Here is a 17,618-nt window from a genome sequence, read left to right on the forward strand (position 1 = left end):
GCCACATTGTGCGGATTCACCGCCCAAGATGCAAACGCCGGGCAGGGTGCCCGGCGTAAAGGGGAGTGCGATGGCGTTTACTGGTGGTAGTTTTCCAGGAAGCGGCCAAATTTGTTCACTGCCATCTCCAGCTCATCCACCCGCGGCAGGGTGACAATGCGCACATGGTCAGGGTAGGGCCAGTTGAAGGCCGAGCCTTGCACCAGCAGCACCTTCTCCTGCAGCAGCAGATCCAGCACCAGTTTCTGATCGTCATGGATGTTGAAGCGCTTGGCGTCGATTTTCGGGAACATATAGAGCGCACCGCGCGGTTTCACGCAGGAGACGCCCGGAATGTCATTGATCAGCTCCCAGGCGCGGTTGCGCTGCTCCACCAGACGGCCACCTGGCTGGATGAACTCACTGATGCTCTGATAGCCGCCCAACGCAGTCTGGATGGCATGTTGCATCGGCACGTTGGCGCACAGGCGCATCGACGCCAGCATCTCCAGCCCCTCAATATAACCCTTGGCATGGCTCTTCGGCCCGTTCAGCACCATCCAGCCCTGACGGAAGCCCGCGACGCGGTAGGTCTTGGAGAGGCCGTTAAAGGTGACGGTCAGCAGATCCGGCGCCAGTGAGGCAATGGAGATGTGCTCCGCTTCGTCATACAGGATCTTGTCGTAGATCTCATCGGCAAAGATGATCAGGTTGTGCTGGCGGGCGATCTCCACGATCTCCATCAGCAGCTCTTTGCTGTAGACCGCACCGGTCGGGTTGTTCGGGTTGATGATCACGATGCCGCGGGTGCGCGGGGTGATTTTGCTGCGGATGTCATCCAGATCCGGGAACCAGTCAGACTCCTCGTCACACAGGTAGTGCACGGCTTTGCCGCTGGAGAGGGAGACGGCGGCCGTCCACAGCGGGTAGTCTGGGGCCGGCACCAGCATTTCGTCACCCAGGTTCAGCAGCGCCTGCATCGACTGCACAATCAGCTCGGAGACACCGTTGCCGATGTAGATATCTTCCACGGTGATATCGCGCATGTTGCGCGCCTGATAGTGCTGCATGATCGCCTTGCGGGCGGAGAACAGCCCTTTGGAGTCACAGTAGCCCTGCGCCGTCGGCAGGTTACGGATGACGTCGACCAGAATTTCATCAGGGGCTTCAAAGCCAAAGGGAGCCGGGTTACCGATGTTCAGTTTGAGGACTTTGTTGCCCTCCTCTTCAAGGCGCTTTGCCTCTTTGAGGACGGGGCCGCGGATGTCATAACAGACGTTGTCCAGTTTGCTGGATTTTTCAATGGGGGACATAAACAAGTGAGCCTTTTTGCCGGAGTAGCGTGCCCCTACCGTGGAACACTGCAATCTGCACAATGTACTCCGACCGATCGGGCTTTTGAAGGGCACCGCTCCCTTTTGGTGCAAATGGTTGCACAGAGGGAGCGGCGTAAATGAAGCAAAGGCAAAGGGGCAGGAGTGCAGAGTAATTGTTTGGAAGGTTGCTGAATTTCAGCATTAAGTACTCATGAATGGCCCTTGTCGTAAAGATAACTCTCCAGCTGCCTGCCGCCTGTCAAACAGGCGGCAGGCAGGGGGATCACACCGGGCGCTCGTCCAGGTTGCGTCGGGCGCGTTGCTGGCTCAGATAACCGATATCATTGTTGCCCCACAGCTTCTCATAGGGCATACCCGCCAGCAGTTCGACGGTGGCGCGCGCCTGCGGTGAGACCTGCTCCGGCACTGGGCGGCCCGCCTGCTTGATGCGTAGTGTCTCCTCACGCAGCGTCTGGTGGGTCTGTAGGTTGAGTTTGAATCGCAGGGAGATCAGGAAACCGCAGGTCAGTACCAGCACGGTGCCGACGCTCAGGATCAGCAGGATGGTATTGCGCACCTCTGGCACCTGTTCGCTCTGGCCGGAGACAAATCCGCCAGCCTGCATCGCGATGCCCACTAGCATCACGGCACCCGCCTGAGACGCCTTGCGCGTCAGGGTCATGATACCCGCGAAGATCCCCTCGCGGCGCTGGCCGGTGATCACCTCATCCACGTCAGCAATGTAGGTATAAATATTCCACGGCACATAGTTGATGCCGCCGCGGCCAAGGCCAGCCACCGCCGAGATGAACAGCAGCGCGGTCATGCTGTCATGCATGTTGCTGAAGTAGAGCAGGGCATAGGAGAAGGCGCTCAGGCCAAACAGCGTCACCACCATACGGTAGGAGGGGGCTGGCCCGAGGCGGATACAGAGCGGAATCATGCCAATCACCGCAATGAATTGCAGGATGGCCATGGTGCCCATCAGGTTGGAGGCGATGGTAGCACTCTGCATCAGCACAAACACTACGTAGTAGGTGAACACCGCGTTAAAGACATCCTGTGCGATGTAACCCCCTAAATACATACCCAAATGCTGGCGGAAAATCCGGATACGGAAGGTTGAGGCAAGTTCGGTAATCAGTCGGCGCAAACTCTGGCCGAGCGTCAACTGCCGGTTGGCCTGCATCGCAGCAATCTGCTCGCTGGACATCTCCTCCCGCGGCCGTTCCCAGGTAAAGCAGTAGACCAGCGTTAGCACGATGGCGCAGATAACGGAGAACACCAGACTCGCGTAGAAGAAGGAGATTGCGTTGTCCTTGCCAAAGATGCCGAGCAGGATGCCGGGCAGGAAGGCGGCCAGAATGGCGGAGAGCTGCGCCATGGCGATGCGGGCGCCAGAGAACTTGGTCTTCTGCTTGAAGTCATCGGTCATCTCCGGTACTAGCGTCTCATAGGGCACCAGAATCATGGTATAGACCACGTCGAAGAAGAGGTAAGTCAGCAGATAGTACCAGTAGCCCATATCGCCGACCCACATCAGGCTATAGCTGAATACCGCGGGAATGCCGAGCAGAATAAAGAACTTACGCCGACCAAATCGCTTGCCCAGCCAGGTATCGCCAAAATTATCGGTCAAAAAGCCCATCAGCGGACTGACCACCGCATCCAGCACGCGCGCCATGGCAAAAATAAATGTCGCTTCAATCGGCGTCAGGCCGCAGAATGTTGTGTAAAAATAGAGCAGCCAGGCAGCGGTCAGGGCCGTGGTGCCGGCACCGAGAAAATCACCTGACCCGTAAGAGAGATAATGGTGCAAACCTATTTTTCGTTTTGTATTCATTATATATACCTCGAACCGACTCGCTATGCCGGTGTGGGAGAGAACGACCAGTGGGCATTAGGCTAAGCGGGGCAGCAAGAGGAAACCTTTTTATCGTTGCCAATCACTTTTTCGCGATGGCAAATGTCCAAAGGGGGAGGGGGCGAGCTTCACAATTCTTACTTAATGCGCAGGCAAAATAATTAAGCCCGAACATTCTGCTTACCGGTTAAAACGATACAAAACCAATAATGAATTGGGACGGGGGAAAAGAATTGAAAATTATTGTGATAAATTTGAGTGAAGTTACGGGTGAAATCGTGAAATTTTCATTTTAGTGTGATGAAATTATCATAAATCCTGTTGCGATTAATCTGATGAGTAATAAAGTTATTAAGGCAGCAAATACTAAACCGGTTGTCAGTTACAGCCTGCCTGAGTACTGTTATTATTTCTTAACAGTGCGGGTTGGTATAGCGCCCTTTCATAATTTAACCTATTTCATCTTGTTGCATCGCCCTTAAAAACTTTCGTAACCTATCTGGAGAAATCAGAGTAACAGGTGACGGAAAGCAAGTCAGGATCCGGCCATCCTGTAGAAGGAGACGGACTCACGTCAGACGAGGGGAGTTTTTTTCATTCTAATAAAACCGTATTATTAGAGCGAAAGATTATTTTCGGTCTAATGAAGCGGAAAATTCTGGCGGATTAACACCATTTTTGCCCCGGAAATGAGTGGGGTACTGTCTTATCTGGTATTCTGCACTCTGTGAATACTACACACGCAATGCCAGGGTAGTTTGTTATTAGATTCTAAAAAGTGAAGAAAACACTATGACAAATGCAACTCGTCCGATACTTAATCTGGATCTTGATCTGCTCAGGACCTTTGTCGCTGTTGCTGATTTGAATACCTTTGCCGCCGCAGCCGCAGCGGTCTGTCGTACCCAGTCTGCTGTCAGTCAGCAGATGCAGCGCCTGGAGCAACTGGTGGGGAAGGAGCTGTTTGCCCGCCACGGGCGTAACAAGCTGCTGACAGAGCATGGTATTCAACTGCTTGGCTATGCGAGGAAAATCCTGCGGTTCAACGATGAGGCCTGCACCTCGTTGATGTACAGCGATGTCCAGGGCGTAATGACCATTGGGGCTTCCGACGATACGGCGGATACCATCCTGCCTTTCCTGCTAAACCGGGTGACGTCCGTCTATCCCAAGCTGGCGATCGATGTACGTGTCAAGCGTAGCCCATTCATGATGGAGATGCTGGAAAAGAATGAGATCGATCTGGCCGTCACCACGGTTGTGGACAACGAGCACCCGCACGTCATTCTGCGGACCTCGCCCACCCTGTGGTACTGTGCCGCCGATTACAAGTTCCCAACCGGCGATGCGGTGCCGCTGGTGCTGCTGGATGAGCCCAGCCCATACCGCAGCATGGCCATCAACCTGCTCAATCAGGCTGGCATTCCTTGGCGTATTGCCTATGTCGCGTCGACACTCTCAGCAATACGCGCCGCCGTGCGCGCTGGCTTAGGGGTCACTGCCCGGCCGATTGAGATGATGAGCCCAGAGCTGCGTGTGCTGGGTGATGCGGAAGGGCTACCCAAGCTGCCGGATACCCAGTATGGGCTGTACAAAAACGCGGAGTGCGAAAGCGAGCTGGCTATGGCCATCTTCAGCGCGGTGGAGAACGGCAACGAGCCTTATGTCGCCACCCACAGCGGCTCCAGTGAAGACAATGAATATTTGCTCGATGACGAAAATTGAGTAAATGACTTTTGCTAAAAGATAGCCTGTTATTAATCAGCAGGTTATCTTTTGTTTTCTGTTTTTTAGCGATCTTGACCCTCTGATGGCGTGACTGCGCCATTTTACTCGTCCTAATCTTCGCTACACCCGGCAAACTTCCCCTGCTTTTCTGTTAAAGACAAGAGTGGTTCTCATTCTCATCTTTAACCAACTGACGTACACTTATCCCAAATCAAACCTTTATTTCATTTTTATGAAATCTCTATTTCCCTTGAGGTAATTGCTCATTTTTTTAGCAAAAAGAGCGGAAGTGTGTTCTAGATCAAAAAAATAACCCTAGTTATTACATGGAAGCCCTGAAACTTTTTGACAGAGTGCTATAGTTGTTCGCGACTGCTTACCCCTTTTCACATCCTTCTGTTAATGCTCATTTTTTAACTGACACGATTTAGCGCATCCTAGCGCACCTCATGTTAATAAAATGATAACCATGTAAATTAATATGGAGTTACTTTTGTTAAAGTTGACAAAAGGTTATAGAAAGGAGTAAAAAGCCCACATTAAAACACTGCCTTAACGACCTTAAACGCACTGTTTTGTTGTGGTTATTAATCCTTCCCTTGAATCGATGTGGTGCAGAAGCTGCCGGAAAAAAGAGCAGATCCATGGTCGCCGCTTTTGATGAGTAAGCTAAGAGTATGTCAACAACCACTGAAGTCATGGCCCATAACTGGGCGTTCGCCATCTTCCTTATCGTTGCTATTGGGCTTTGCGGTCTTATGCTTCTCGGCGCGTTCTATCTGGGTGGGAGAGCCCGGGCGCGTGGAAAAAATATTCCGTTTGAGTCAGGGATAGATCCGGTAGGGTCGGCAAGAATGCGGCTTTCAGCCAAATTCTATCTGGTAGCCATGTTTTTCGTCATTTTCGACGTGGAAGCCCTGTATCTGTATGCATGGTCCACCTCCATCCGCGAGAGCGGCTGGACCGGGTTCGTCGAAGCCGCCATTTTCATTGTCGTGTTGCTGGCCGGGCTGGTGTATCTGGTGCGTATCGGCGCACTGGACTGGGCGCCGGCGCGCAACACTGGCCGCCGCCGGCCAGAGGCAATTACAAACAACACCCAACGTCATCCGCAGTAACAGCGAGGCATTAAGATGGACTATACGCTGACCCGTGTAGAACCTGACGGTGAGAACGACCGTTACCCCCTGCAAAAACAGGAGATCGTTACCGATCCCCTGGAGCAACATGTCCACCGCAGCGTCTATATGGGGAAACTCGAGCACGCATTGCACGACATGGTGAACTGGGGACGCAAAAACTCTCTTTGGCCCTATAACTTCGGCCTGTCCTGCTGCTATGTGGAGATGGTGACCTCTTTCACCGCCGTGCATGACGTGGCGCGTTTTGGGGCGGAAGTATTGCGCGCCTCACCACGTCAGGCGGACTTCATGGTGGTGGCCGGTACGCCGTTCACCAAGATGGCCCCGGTCATCCAGCGCCTGTATGACCAGATGCTGGAGCCAAAGTGGGTGATCTCGATGGGCGCCTGCGCCAACTCTGGTGGCATGTATGACATCTACTCCGTGGTGCAGGGCGTGGACAAATTCCTGCCGGTGGACGTCTACATTCCCGGCTGCCCGCCGCGCCCGGAGGCCTATATGCAGGCGCTGATGCTGCTGCAGGAGTCGATTGGCAAAGAGCGCCGTCCGCTCTCTTGGGTGGTGGGTGACCAGGGCGTCTACCGCGCCAACATGCAGTCAGAGAGAGAGCGCAAGCATGGCGAGCGCATTGCCGTGACAAACCTGCGCTCGCCTGACGAGATTTAACGCTGCGGTCGCCTGTTAGTTCATTGGGCAGCCGCACCGCACCCCTGATTGGCCCAGGCGTTGAGCAAGCGCCGTTACCGGCAGGGAAGAAGAATAAGCGGCGGCAGACCCGGTCAACGCAGACCATTTTGTGTGGTGAAAAATTATGACAGATTTAACGACGCAAGACCTCGCCCAGCCAGCCTGGCAGAGCCGTGACCATCTCGATGATCCGGTTGTGGGTGAATTGCGCAACCGTTTTGGGCCGGATGCCTTCACTGTTCAAGCGACCCGCACCGGGATGCCCGTGGTATGGGTAAAACGTGAACAACTACTGGAAGTGGCCACCTTTTTACGCAAGCTGCCAAAACCCTATGTGATGCTGTATGACCTGCATGGCATGGACGAGCGTCTGCGTACCCACCGCCACGGCTTGCCGGAGGCGGATTTCTCCACGTTTGTGCACCTGCTCTCCATTGAGCGCAACCGGGACATCATGCTCAAGGTGGCGCTGAAGGAGACTGACCTGCACCTGCCTTCGCTGACCTCGATCTACCCTAATGCCAACTGGTATGAGCGTGAGACCTGGGAGATGTTCGGCATCACCTTCGACGGCCACCCGCACCTGACGCGCATCATGATGCCGCCAACCTGGGAAGGGCACCCGCTGCGCAAGGACTACCCGGCGCGCGCCACTGAGTTTGACCCCTTCACGCTGACCAAGCAAAAAGAGGCGCTGGAGATGGAGGCGCTGACCTTTAAGCCAGAAGAGTGGGGCATGAAGCGCGGCACCGAGAACGAGGACTTCATGTTCCTCAACCTCGGCCCGAACCACCCGTCGGCGCACGGGGCTTTCCGCATCATCCTGCAACTGGATGGCGAGGAGATTGTCGATTGCGTCCCGGACATCGGCTACCACCACCGTGGCGCTGAGAAGATGGGCGAGCGTCAGTCCTGGCACAGCTACATCCCCTACACTGACCGCGTCGAGTACCTCGGCGGCTGCGTCAATGAGATGCCCTATGTGCTGGCGGTAGAGAAGCTGGCCGGCATCGTGGTGCCGGATCGCGTCAACGTCATCCGCGTGATGCTCTCCGAGCTGTTCCGCATCAACAGCCACCTGCTCTACGTGAGTACCTTCATTCAGGACGTCGGCGCCATGACGCCGGTCTTCTTCGCCTTTACCGACCGCCAGAAAATTTATGATCTGGTGGAGGCAATCACCGGCTTCCGTATGCACCCGGCGTGGTTCCGCATCGGTGGCGTGGCGCATGACCTGCCGCGCGGCTGGGATCGCCTGCTGCGCGAATTCCTCGACTGGATGCCAGCGCGCCTCGACTCCTATGTCAAAGCCGCACTGAAGAACAGCATCCTGAAGGGGCGTTCTCAGGGCGTCGCCGCCTACAACGCCAAAGAGGCGCTGGAGTGGGGTGTGACTGGCGCGGGCCTGCGTGCCACCGGCATCGATTTCGATGTGCGCAAGGCGCGCCCGTACTCCGGCTATGAGCACTTCGACTTTGAAGTGCCGCTGGGCGATGGCATCAGCGACTGCTACACCCGCGTGATGCTGAAGGTGGAAGAGATCCGCCAGAGCCTGCGCATTCTGGAGCAGTGCCTGAAGAATATGCCAGAGGGGCCGTTCAAGGCCGATCACCCGCTGACCACGCCGCCGCCGAAAGAGCGGACGCTGCAACACATTGAGACCCTGATCACCCACTTCCTGCAAGTGTCGTGGGGGCCTGTGATGCCGGCGAATGAGTCACTGCAGATGATTGAGGCCACCAAGGGGATCAACAGCTACTACCTGACCAGTGACGGCAGCACCATGAGCTACCGCACGCGCATCCGTACGCCGAGCTTCCCGCACCTGCAACATATTCCCTCGGTAATCCGTGGCAGCCTGGTATCCGACCTGATCGTGTACCTCGGCAGTATCGATTTCGTCATGTCAGATGTGGACCGCTAACGATGACAGAGTTCAATAAAGTGACCCAACCCCAAGCCATCAACATCGTGACGCCAGACGCGACGGAGGCGTTCGTGCTCTCCGCGGCGGAACGCGACGCGATTGAGCATGAGAAGCACCACTACGAAGATGCGCGCGCTGCCTCCATTGAGGCGCTGAAGATTGTGCAGAAGCAGCGCGGCTGGGTGCCGGACGGTGCCATTTACGCCATCGCTGAGGTGCTGGGCATCCCGGCCAGCGACGTAGAGGGCGTGGCGACGTTCTACAGCCAGATCTTCCGCCAGCCAGTGGGCCGCCACGTGATTCGTTACTGCGACAGCGTGGTGTGTCACATCACCGGCTATCAGGGCATTCAGGCGGCCATTGAGAAGAAGCTGAGCATCAAGCCGGGACAAACCACTCCGGATGGCCGGTTCACCCTGCTGCCTACCTGCTGTCTGGGCAACTGCGACAAGGGGCCGACCATGATGATTGATGAGGATACCCACAGTCACCTGAAGCCGGACGATATTGACGGGCTACTGGAGCAGTATCAATGACAACCACGGGCTTTACTCCAAGAACCATCGTGCGCACCGCCGAGCAGCACCCGCTGACCTGGCGTCTGCGTGACGACAAGCAGCCAATCTGGCTGGACGAGTACCGCAGCAAGAACGGCTATGCTGGCGCGGAAAAGGCACTCAAGGGCATGGCGCAGGATGAAGTCGTGACGCTGGTCAAGGATGCTGGGCTGAAGGGCCGCGGCGGCGCGGGCTTCTCCACGGGCCTGAAATGGAGCCTGATGCCGAAAGACGACAGCATGAACATCCGTTACCTGCTGTGCAACGCCGATGAGATGGAGCCGGGCACCTACAAAGACCGCCTGCTGATGGAGCAGATGCCCCACCTGCTGGTGGAGGGGATGCTGATCGCCGCCTATGCGCTGAAAGCCTATCGTGGCTACATCTTCCTGCGTGGCGAATATATCGAGGCGGCGGTGAACCTGCGTCGCGCCATCGCCGAGGCCACCGAAGCGGGCCTGCTGGGCAAAAACATCTACGGCAGCGGTTTCGATTTCGAACTGATCGTGCACACCGGTGCTGGCCGCTACATCTGCGGCGAGGAAACTGCGCTGATCAACTCGCTGGAGGGGCGCCGCGCCAACCCGCGCTCCAAGCCGCCATTCCCGGCCTCTGCTGGCGTTTGGGGCAAGCCGACCTGCGTGAACAACGTCGAAACCCTGTGCAACGTACCAGCGATCATTGAACATGGCGTGGAGTGGTACAAGGGGCTGTCCGCAGGTAAGAGCGGCGACGCTGGCACCAAGATGATGGGCTTCTCCGGCCGGGTGAAAAACCCAGGCGTCTGGGAGCTGCCGTTTGGCATCACCGCTCGCGAGATCCTGGAGGATTACGCGGGCGGGATGCGTGACGGGCTGAAGTTCAAGGCGTGGCAGCCGGGCGGGGCGGGCACTGACTTCCTGACCGCCGATCACCTCGACCTGCCGATGGATTTCGACAACATTGGCAAGGCTGGCAGCCGTCTCGGCACCGCGCTGGCGATGGCGGTTGACCACGAGATCAACATGGTGTCGCTGGTGCGCAATCTAGAAGAGTTCTTCGCGCGCGAATCCTGTGGCTGGTGCACGCCGTGCCGCGATGGCCTGCCGTGGAGCGTGAAGATCCTGCGCGCGCTGGAGCGCGGCGAGGGGCAGCCTGGCGACATCGAGACGCTGCAGCAACTCTGCCGCTTCCTTGGCCCTGGCAAAACCTTCTGCGCCCACGCGCCGGGGGCGGTCGAGCCATTGCAGAGCGCGATTAAATATTTCCGGGACGAATTCGAGGCGGGCATCGCCAAGCAGCACTACAGCAATGCGCGCGCGATTGGCGGCATTCAGACCAACAACCTGCTGAAGCAACGCTTTTAACGCCCGCGTGGGGACGGGGTTTGCCCCGTCCGCGCCCAACAGAATTTTTGATTAACGCCCGTGCCTGCACGGGCCTTGTGGAAGCATGCTGACTATGGCTACGATTCATGTAGACGGCAAAGAGTATGAAGTCGACGGAGCGGACAACCTGTTGCAGGCCTGCCTCTCCCTCGGTCTCGATATACCCTATTTTTGCTGGCATCCGGCGCTAGGAAGCGTCGGCGCTTGCCGCCAATGTGCGGTCAAGCAGTTCCAAAATGCGGAAGATACCCGTGGCCGCTTGGTGATGTCCTGTATGACCCCCGCGTCAGACGGCACCTTCATCTCCATTGATGACCAGGAAGCGAAAGAGTTTCGCGAAAGTGTCGTCGAGTGGCTGATGACCAACCACCCGCACGACTGCCCGGTCTGCGAGGAGGGGGGCAACTGCCACCTGCAGGATATGACGGTGATGACCGGCCACAGCTTCCGGCGCTACCGCTTTACCAAACGCACCCACAACAACCAGTATCTGGGGCCGTTTATCTCCCATGAGATGAACCGCTGCATCGCCTGCTACCGCTGCGTGCGCTACTACAAAGATTATGCCGACGGCACCGATCTGGGCGTCTATGGCGCACATGACAACGTCTACTTTGGCCGGCCGGAAGATGGCCCGCTGGAGAGCGAATTCTCCGGCAACCTGGTGGAGGTGTGCCCGACCGGCGTCTTCACCGACAAAACCCACTCCGAACGCTATAACCGCAAATGGGACATGCAGTTCGCACCGAGCATCTGCCAACAGTGCAGCGTCGGTTGCAACACCAGCCCCGGCGAGCGTTATGGCGAGCTGCGTCGCATCGAAAACCGCTACAACGGCACCGTCAACCAGTACTTCCTGTGTGACCGCGGCCGCTTTGGCTACGGCTACGTGAACCTGAAAGACCGGCCGAAGCACCCGCGCCAACTGCGCGGCAGCGACTGGATCACCCTCAACGCCGCGCAGGCGCTGGAGGGAGCGGCGGACATGCTGCGTCAGGCGCGTCGCGCCATTGGCATCGGCTCACCGCGCGCCAGCCTCGAGAGCAACTTTGCGCTGCGTGAGCTGGTGGGGGCGGAGAACTTCTACACCGGCATCGCCGCGCCAGAACTGTCACGCCTGAACATGATGCTCAACATCCTGCAACAGGGCGGCGTGCACACGCCAGCGCTGCGCGAGATTGAGAGCTATGACGCGGTGCTGATTCTGGGTGAGGATCTGACCCAGACCGGCGCGCGCATCGCGCTCTCCGTGCGTCAGGCGGTGAAGGGCAAGGCGCGCCAGATGGCTGCCGCCCAGCGTGTGGCCGACTGGCAGATCGCCGCGGTACTGAACATCGGCCAACATGCCAAACACCCGCTGTTTATGACCAGCGTCGACAGCACCAAGCTGGACGACATCGCCGCCTGGAGCTATCACGCCCCGGTGGAGGAGCAGGCTCGCCTCGGTTTCGCCATTGCCCATGCGCTGGACGAGGGCGCACCGGCGGTCAATGACCTACCCGATACGCTGAAAGGCAAGCTGGATGTGGTGGTACAGGCACTGGCCGGCGCGCAGAAGCCGCTGATCATCACCGGCAGCAACGCCGGCAGTGAGGCGATCATCGCCGCCGCCGCCAACGTGGCGCAGGCGCTGAAACGTCGTGGCAGCCAGGTTGGCATCACCTTTGTCGCCCCGGCCGCCAACAGCATGGGTCTGGCGCTGATGGGCGGTGGCTCGCTGGATGACGCGCTGGCGCTGCTGGAGAACGGCAACGCGGATACCGCCATCGTGATGGAGAACGATCTCTATCGCCATGCGCCGCTCAGCCGCGTCGACGCCGCACTGGCAAAGGTCAGCAACCTGATTGTCACCGACCACCAGCACACCGCCATCATGGATCGCGCCTCGCTGGTGCTGCCAGCTGCCAGCTTTGCTGAGGGCGACGGTACGCTGGTTAACCAGGAGGGGCGCGCCCAGCGTTACTTCCAGGTTTATGACCCGGCCTACTATGACCACAGCGTGGCAATTCTGGAGAGCTGGCGTTGGCTGCACTCGCTGCACGCCCTGCGCCACAACCGCCAGATAGATTGGAGCGATCTCGACCATGTGATCGAAGCCTGCGCCACCGCGCTGCCGCAACTGGCTGGCATCCGTGATGCCGCGCCGGACGCCTCGTTCCGCATCCGTGGGCAGAAGCTCTCCCGCGCGCCGCACCGTTACAGTGGCCGTACCGCCATGCGCGCCAACATCAACGTGCATGAGCCGCGCCAGCCGGTGGACCGTGACACCATGTTTGCCTTCTCAATGGAGGGGAACAACAACCCGCTGGCCGACCGCAACCAGGTGCCTTTCGCCTGGGCACCGGGCTGGAACTCACCACAGGCCTGGAACAAGTTCCAAGACGAAGTGGGCGGCCACCTGCGCCATGGCGATCCGGGCGTGCGCCTGATCGAGGCAGGGGAGGGGACATTGGCATACTTCAAGGAGATTCCACCCGCCACCGTCACCACCGACGGCCAGTGGCGTATTGCGCCTTACTACCACCTGTTCGGCAGTGAGGAGCTCTCCCAGCGCGCGCCGGTCATTCAGCAACGGATGCCGCAACCCTACGTGATGGTCAGCCGTGAAGACGCCGCCCGTCTGGGTGTGAACCTTGGCGCGCTGGTGGAGTTCACCTGCGCCGGCCAGACGCTGCGCCTGCCGGTGCGCCTGAGCGACACGCTGCGTCAGGGCCAGTTGGGCCTGCCTATTGGCTTGCCGGGCATTCCGCCGGTGCTGGTGGGTGCGAAGGTTGAAAATCTGCGGGAGGCGGCATTATGAGTTGGTTTAACTCCGAGGTGATCGACGTGCTGATCGCCATCCTGAAGGCGGTGGTGATCCTGCTGGTGGTGGTCTCCTGCGGTGCCTTCATGAGTTTCGGCGAGCGCCGTCTGCTCGGCCTGTTCCAGAACCGCTACGGGCCAAACCGGGTGGGCTGGGGCGGGTCGCTCCAGCTGGTCGCCGACATGATCAAGATGTTCTTCAAAGAGGACTGGGTGCCGCCCTTTACTGACCGGGCGATCTTCACCTTGGCACCGATGATCGCCTTCACCTCGCTGCTGCTGGCATTTGCGATTGTGCCGGTCAGCCCGACGTGGGCGGTCTCCGACCTCAACATCGGTATCCTGTTCTTCCTGATGATGGCCGGTCTGGCGGTATACGCCGTGCTGTTCGCTGGCTGGTCCAGTAACAACAAATACTCGCTGTTGGGGGCGATGCGCGCCTCGGCCCAGACCCTGAGCTACGAGGTGTTCCTCGGCCTCTCCCTGATGGGCGTGGTGGCACAGGCTGGCTCCTTCAACATGAGCGACATCGTCAACAGCCAGGCAAACGTCTGGAACATCATCCCGCAATTCTTCGGCTTCGTGACCTTTGCGATCGCTGGCGTCGCGGTGTGCCACCGTCACCCGTTTGACCAGCCGGAGGCCGAGCAGGAGTTGGCCGATGGTTACCACATTGAATACTCCGGCATGAAGTTCGGCCTGTTCTTTGTGGGCGAGTACATCGGGATCGTGACGGTCTCCGCCCTGATTGTGACGTTGTTCTTTGGCGGCTGGCAGGGGCCATTCCTGCCGCCGTTTATCTGGTTCGCGCTGAAAACTGCCTTCTTCATGATGATGTTCATCCTGATCCGCGCCGCGCTGCCGCGCCCGCGCTATGACCAGGTGATGTCATTTGGCTGGAAAGTGTGCCTGCCGCTGACCCTGCTGAACCTGCTGGCGACCGCCGCGGTCATTTTGTACAACGCTCAATAAGGGGTGAATGAACCATGACATTGAAAGAGTTAGTGGTTGGTTTCGGCACCCAGCTACGCAGTATTTGGATGATCGGCCTGCACGCGTTCAGCAAGCGTGAAACCCGCATGTATCCTGAAGAGCCGGTCTACCTGCCGCCGCGCTACCGTGGCCGCATCGTGCTGACGCGCGATCCGGACGGCGAAGAGCGCTGCGTGGCCTGTAACCTGTGCGCCGTCGCTTGCCCAGTCAGCTGCATCTCCTTGCAGAAGGCCGAGATGAAGGATGGCCGCTGGTATCCTGAGTTCTTCCGCATCAACTTCTCACGCTGCATCTTCTGCGGCATGTGTGAAGAGGCGTGCCCGACCACCGCCATCCAGCTGACGCCGGATTTCGAACTGGGTGAGTTCAAGCGTCAGGATCTGGTGTATGAGAAGGAAGATCTGCTGATCTCTGGGCCGGGTAAATATCCGGAATATAACTTCTACCGGATGGCCGGTATGGCGATTGACGGCAAAGCGAAAGGCGATGCGGAAAATGAAGCCAAACCGATCGACGTCAAGGGCCTGATGCCTTAAGGAGCCAGCAAGCATGGAATTCGCCTTTTATATTGCCGCGTTGGTGGCGGTGGCCGCGACCATTCGCGTCATCTCGCACACCAATCCCGTGCATGCCCTGCTGTACCTGATTATCTCCCTGCTGGCGATTGCCGCGGTGTTCTTTACCCTTGGCGCGTACTTCGCCGGGGCGCTGGAGATCATCGTCTACGCCGGTGCCATCATGGTGCTGTTCGTCTTCGTGGTGATGATGCTCAACCTTGGCAACTCGGTGCAGGAGCAGGAGCGCAACTGGCTGAAACCCGGTGCCTGGATTGGGCCGGGTCTGCTCTCGCTGGTGTTGCTGGTGGTGCTGGTCTATGCCATCCGCACCATCAACGATCAGGGCATCGACGGTCAGGTAGTGGACGCCAAGGCAGTCGGTATCAGCCTGTTCGGCCCTTATGTACTGGCGGTGGAGCTGGCCTCAATGCTACTGCTGGCTGGTCTGGTGGTTGCCTACCATGTGGGCCGCGAGCACAAGCCTGGCGAGGTGCTGAGCAGTGACGCGGTGAAACGTAAAACGGAGGAAAAAGCATGATCCCTCTACAACATGGCCTGATTCTGGCGGCCATCCTGTTTGTGCTGGGGCTGACGGGGTTGTTGATTCGCCGCAACCTGCTGTTCATGCTCATCAGCCTTGAGGTGATGATCAATGCAGCCGCATTGGCGTTCGTGGTGGCAGGAAGCTATTGGGGACAGGCCGACGGTCAGGTGATGTATATCCTGGCGATCAGCCTGGCGGCGGCGGAGGCCAGCATTGGCCTGGCGTTGCTGCTCCAGCTCTATCGCCGTCGTCATACCCTGAATATCGATACTGTCAGTGAGATGCGCGGATGAACTTACTCTACTTAACTGTTCTGATACCGCTGATCGGCTTTTTGCTGTTGGCATTCTCCCGTGGCCGCTGGTCGGAGAACCTGTCGGCCACCGTTGGCGTCGGCTCCATTGGGCTGGCGGCGCTGGTCACCGTCTACGTGGCGATGGATTTCCTCTCCCAGCGCGCCACCGGGGTGCAGGTGTTTAACCAGAACCTGTGGAACTGGATGCAGGTGGGCGACTTCAACATCGCCGCCACCCTGACGCTCGATGGCCTGTCGCTGACCATGCTGTCCGTGGTGACCGGCGTCGGCTTCTTCATCCACATGTTCGCCTCCTGGTACATGCGCGGTGAAGAGGGCTACTCCCGCTTCTTCGCCTACACCAACCTGTTTATCGCCAGCATGGTGGTACTGGTGCTGGCAGATAACTTGCTGCTGATGTACCTCGGCTGGGAAGGGGTGGGGCTGTGCTCCTATCTGCTGATTGGGTTCTACTACTCCAATCCAGAGAATGGCAAGGCGGCGATGAAGGCCTTTATCGTGACCCGCGTGGGTGACGTGTTCCTAGCCTTTGCGCTGTTTATCCTCTACCACGAGCTGGGCACGCTGAACATCCGTGAGGTGATGGAGCTGGCACCGCAGCGTCTGGCGGTCGGCGACACGGCGATCACCTGGGCGACCCTGATGCTGCTGGGCGGCGCGGTTGGTAAATCGGCACAGCTGCCGCTGCAAACCTGGCTGGCGGACGCGATGGCTGGCCCGACGCCGGTCTCCGCACTGATCCACGCCGCGACCATGGTGACCGCGGGCGTCTACCTGATCGCCCGTACCCACGGCCTGTTCCTGATGGCACCGGAGGTGCTGCATCTGGTGGGCATCATCGGCGCAGTAACCCTGCTGCTGGCCGGTTTCGCCGCGCTGGTACAGACCGACATCAAACGTGTGCTGGCCTACTCCACCATGAGCCAGATTGGCTACATGTTCCTGGCGCTGGGCGTTCAGGCGTGGGATGCGGCCATCTTCCACCTGATGACCCACGCCTTCTTCAAGGCACTGCTGTTCCTCTCCTCCGGTTCGGTAATCCTGGCCTGCCACCACGAGCAGAACATCTTCAAGATGGGCGGATTGCGCAAAACCATTCCGCTGGTCTACATCTGCTTCCTGGTGGGCGGTGCGGCGCTGGCGGCCCTGCCGCTGGTAACGGCAGGCTTCTACAGTAAGGATGAGATCCTGTTCGGCGCCTACGCCAACGGCCATATCAACCTGATGCTGGCTGGGCTGGTGGGGGCATTCCTGACCTCCCTCTACACCTTCCGCATGATCTTCATCGTGTTCCACGGTGAGGCGCACACCAAGGCACATGCGGGCAAGGGCATTACCCATCACCTGCCGCTGATTGTGCTGCTGGTGCTCTCTACCTTCGTCGGCGCGCTGATTACGCCGCCGCTGGCGGGCGTACTGCCAGAGGGCCACGCCAGCGAAGAGGGCAAGGTGATGCTGGAAGTGACCTCCGGGATCGTGGCGATCGTGGGCATCCTGCTGGCTGCCGCGCTCTACCTTGGCAAACGTACGCTGGTCAACAACGTGGCGAAAAGCGCGCCGGGCCGCTTCTTCTCGGTCTGGTGGTTCCATGCCTGGGGCTTTGACTGGCTCTATGACATGGTTTTCGTTAAGCCTTACCTGCTGGTGGCGCGCATCCTGCGCAGCGATCCGCTGAACTCGCTGATGAACCTGCCGGCCCTGCTGACACGCGTCGGCAACCGTGGGTTGGTGCTGAGTGAGAACGGCCAGGTGCGCTGGTACATGGCCTCAATGGGCATCGGGGCAGTGGTTGTACTGGCGCTGTTGTTGATGGTTTAACGAACAAGAGTTTGTCAAACA

14 protein-coding genes are annotated in these 17,618 nt (G+C 58.4%); 12 read left to right on the forward strand and 2 right to left on the reverse strand.

The window, feature by feature from the left end:
- Window positions 1-77: 77 nt before the first annotated feature.
- Together ACK3SD_RS05465 and ACK3SD_RS05470 are read right to left on the reverse strand one after the other, a co-directional pair.
- Window positions 78-1,292: a pyridoxal phosphate-dependent aminotransferase gene (locus ACK3SD_RS05465; protein ID WP_137762593.1), complete on the reverse strand. Its 1,215-nt coding sequence runs from the start codon at window positions 1,290-1,292 to the stop codon at window positions 78-80.
- Window positions 1,293-1,578: 286 nt separating this feature from the next.
- Window positions 1,579-3,138: an MFS transporter gene (locus tag ACK3SD_RS05470; RefSeq protein WP_481127034.1), complete on the reverse strand. Its 1,560-nt coding sequence runs from the start codon at window positions 3,136-3,138 to the stop codon at window positions 1,579-1,581.
- A gap of 813 nt (window positions 3,139-3,951) precedes the next feature.
- On the opposite strand from ACK3SD_RS05470, the gene lrhA reads away from it, so the two are divergent.
- From lrhA to nuoL, 12 genes are all read left to right on the forward strand, one after another.
- A complete protein-coding gene (gene lrhA, locus ACK3SD_RS05475) occupies window positions 3,952-4,884 on the forward strand; it encodes a transcriptional regulator LrhA (protein ID WP_137762595.1) in 933 nt (310 codons plus the stop codon).
- Between the two features lie 680 nt (window positions 4,885-5,564).
- A complete protein-coding gene (gene nuoA / locus ACK3SD_RS05480; protein ID WP_137762596.1) occupies window positions 5,565-6,005 on the forward strand; it encodes an NADH-quinone oxidoreductase subunit NuoA in 441 nt (146 codons plus the stop codon).
- A 15-nt stretch (window positions 6,006-6,020) separates the two neighbouring features.
- Window positions 6,021-6,695: a NuoB/complex I 20 kDa subunit family protein gene (locus tag ACK3SD_RS05485; protein ID WP_481127035.1), complete on the forward strand. Its 675-nt coding sequence runs from the start codon at window positions 6,021-6,023 to the stop codon at window positions 6,693-6,695.
- A 145-nt stretch (window positions 6,696-6,840) separates the two neighbouring features.
- Entirely contained in the window at window positions 6,841-8,640 is a 1,800-nt protein-coding gene (gene nuoC, locus ACK3SD_RS05490; protein WP_481127036.1) for an NADH-quinone oxidoreductase subunit C/D, read from the forward strand.
- 2 nt (window positions 8,641-8,642) lie between these two features.
- Entirely contained in the window at window positions 8,643-9,179 is a 537-nt protein-coding gene (gene nuoE, locus ACK3SD_RS05495) for an NADH-quinone oxidoreductase subunit NuoE (protein ID WP_168195807.1), read from the forward strand.
- Window positions 9,176-10,546 (forward strand): NADH-quinone oxidoreductase subunit NuoF, encoded by a 1,371-nt coding sequence (gene nuoF, locus ACK3SD_RS05500; RefSeq protein WP_137762599.1) that lies wholly within the window; start codon window positions 9,176-9,178, stop codon window positions 10,544-10,546. Before nuoE ends, nuoF begins: the two co-directional genes overlap by 4 nt.
- Before the next feature lie 94 nt (window positions 10,547-10,640).
- The gene (gene nuoG / locus ACK3SD_RS05505) at window positions 10,641-13,367 is read left to right on the forward strand and encodes an NADH-quinone oxidoreductase subunit NuoG (protein WP_481127037.1); all 2,727 of its coding nucleotides are present in this window, start codon (window positions 10,641-10,643) and stop codon (window positions 13,365-13,367) included.
- Complete coding sequence (nuoH, locus tag ACK3SD_RS05510) at window positions 13,364-14,341, forward strand: NADH-quinone oxidoreductase subunit NuoH (protein ID WP_137762601.1); 978 nt, start codon at window positions 13,364-13,366, stop codon at window positions 14,339-14,341. Before nuoG ends, nuoH begins: the two co-directional genes overlap by 4 nt.
- A 14-nt stretch (window positions 14,342-14,355) precedes the next feature.
- Window positions 14,356-14,898, forward strand: a complete 543-nt coding sequence (gene nuoI, locus ACK3SD_RS05515) for an NADH-quinone oxidoreductase subunit NuoI (RefSeq protein ID WP_137762602.1) — start codon at window positions 14,356-14,358, stop codon at window positions 14,896-14,898.
- Between the two features lie 13 nt (window positions 14,899-14,911).
- Window positions 14,912-15,457 (forward strand): NADH-quinone oxidoreductase subunit J, encoded by a 546-nt coding sequence (gene nuoJ, locus ACK3SD_RS05520; RefSeq protein WP_137762603.1) that lies wholly within the window; start codon window positions 14,912-14,914, stop codon window positions 15,455-15,457.
- The gene (nuoK, locus tag ACK3SD_RS05525; RefSeq protein ID WP_137762604.1) at window positions 15,454-15,756 is read left to right on the forward strand and encodes an NADH-quinone oxidoreductase subunit NuoK; all 303 of its coding nucleotides are present in this window, start codon (window positions 15,454-15,456) and stop codon (window positions 15,754-15,756) included. Before nuoJ ends, nuoK begins: the two co-directional genes overlap by 4 nt.
- Window positions 15,753-17,597 (forward strand): NADH-quinone oxidoreductase subunit L, encoded by a 1,845-nt coding sequence (gene nuoL, locus ACK3SD_RS05530; protein WP_137762605.1) that lies wholly within the window; start codon window positions 15,753-15,755, stop codon window positions 17,595-17,597. Before nuoK ends, nuoL begins: the two co-directional genes overlap by 4 nt.
- Window positions 17,598-17,618: the final 21 nt, after the last annotated feature.

It is taken from the genome of Chimaeribacter sp. YP20170169 (assembly GCF_056739715.1).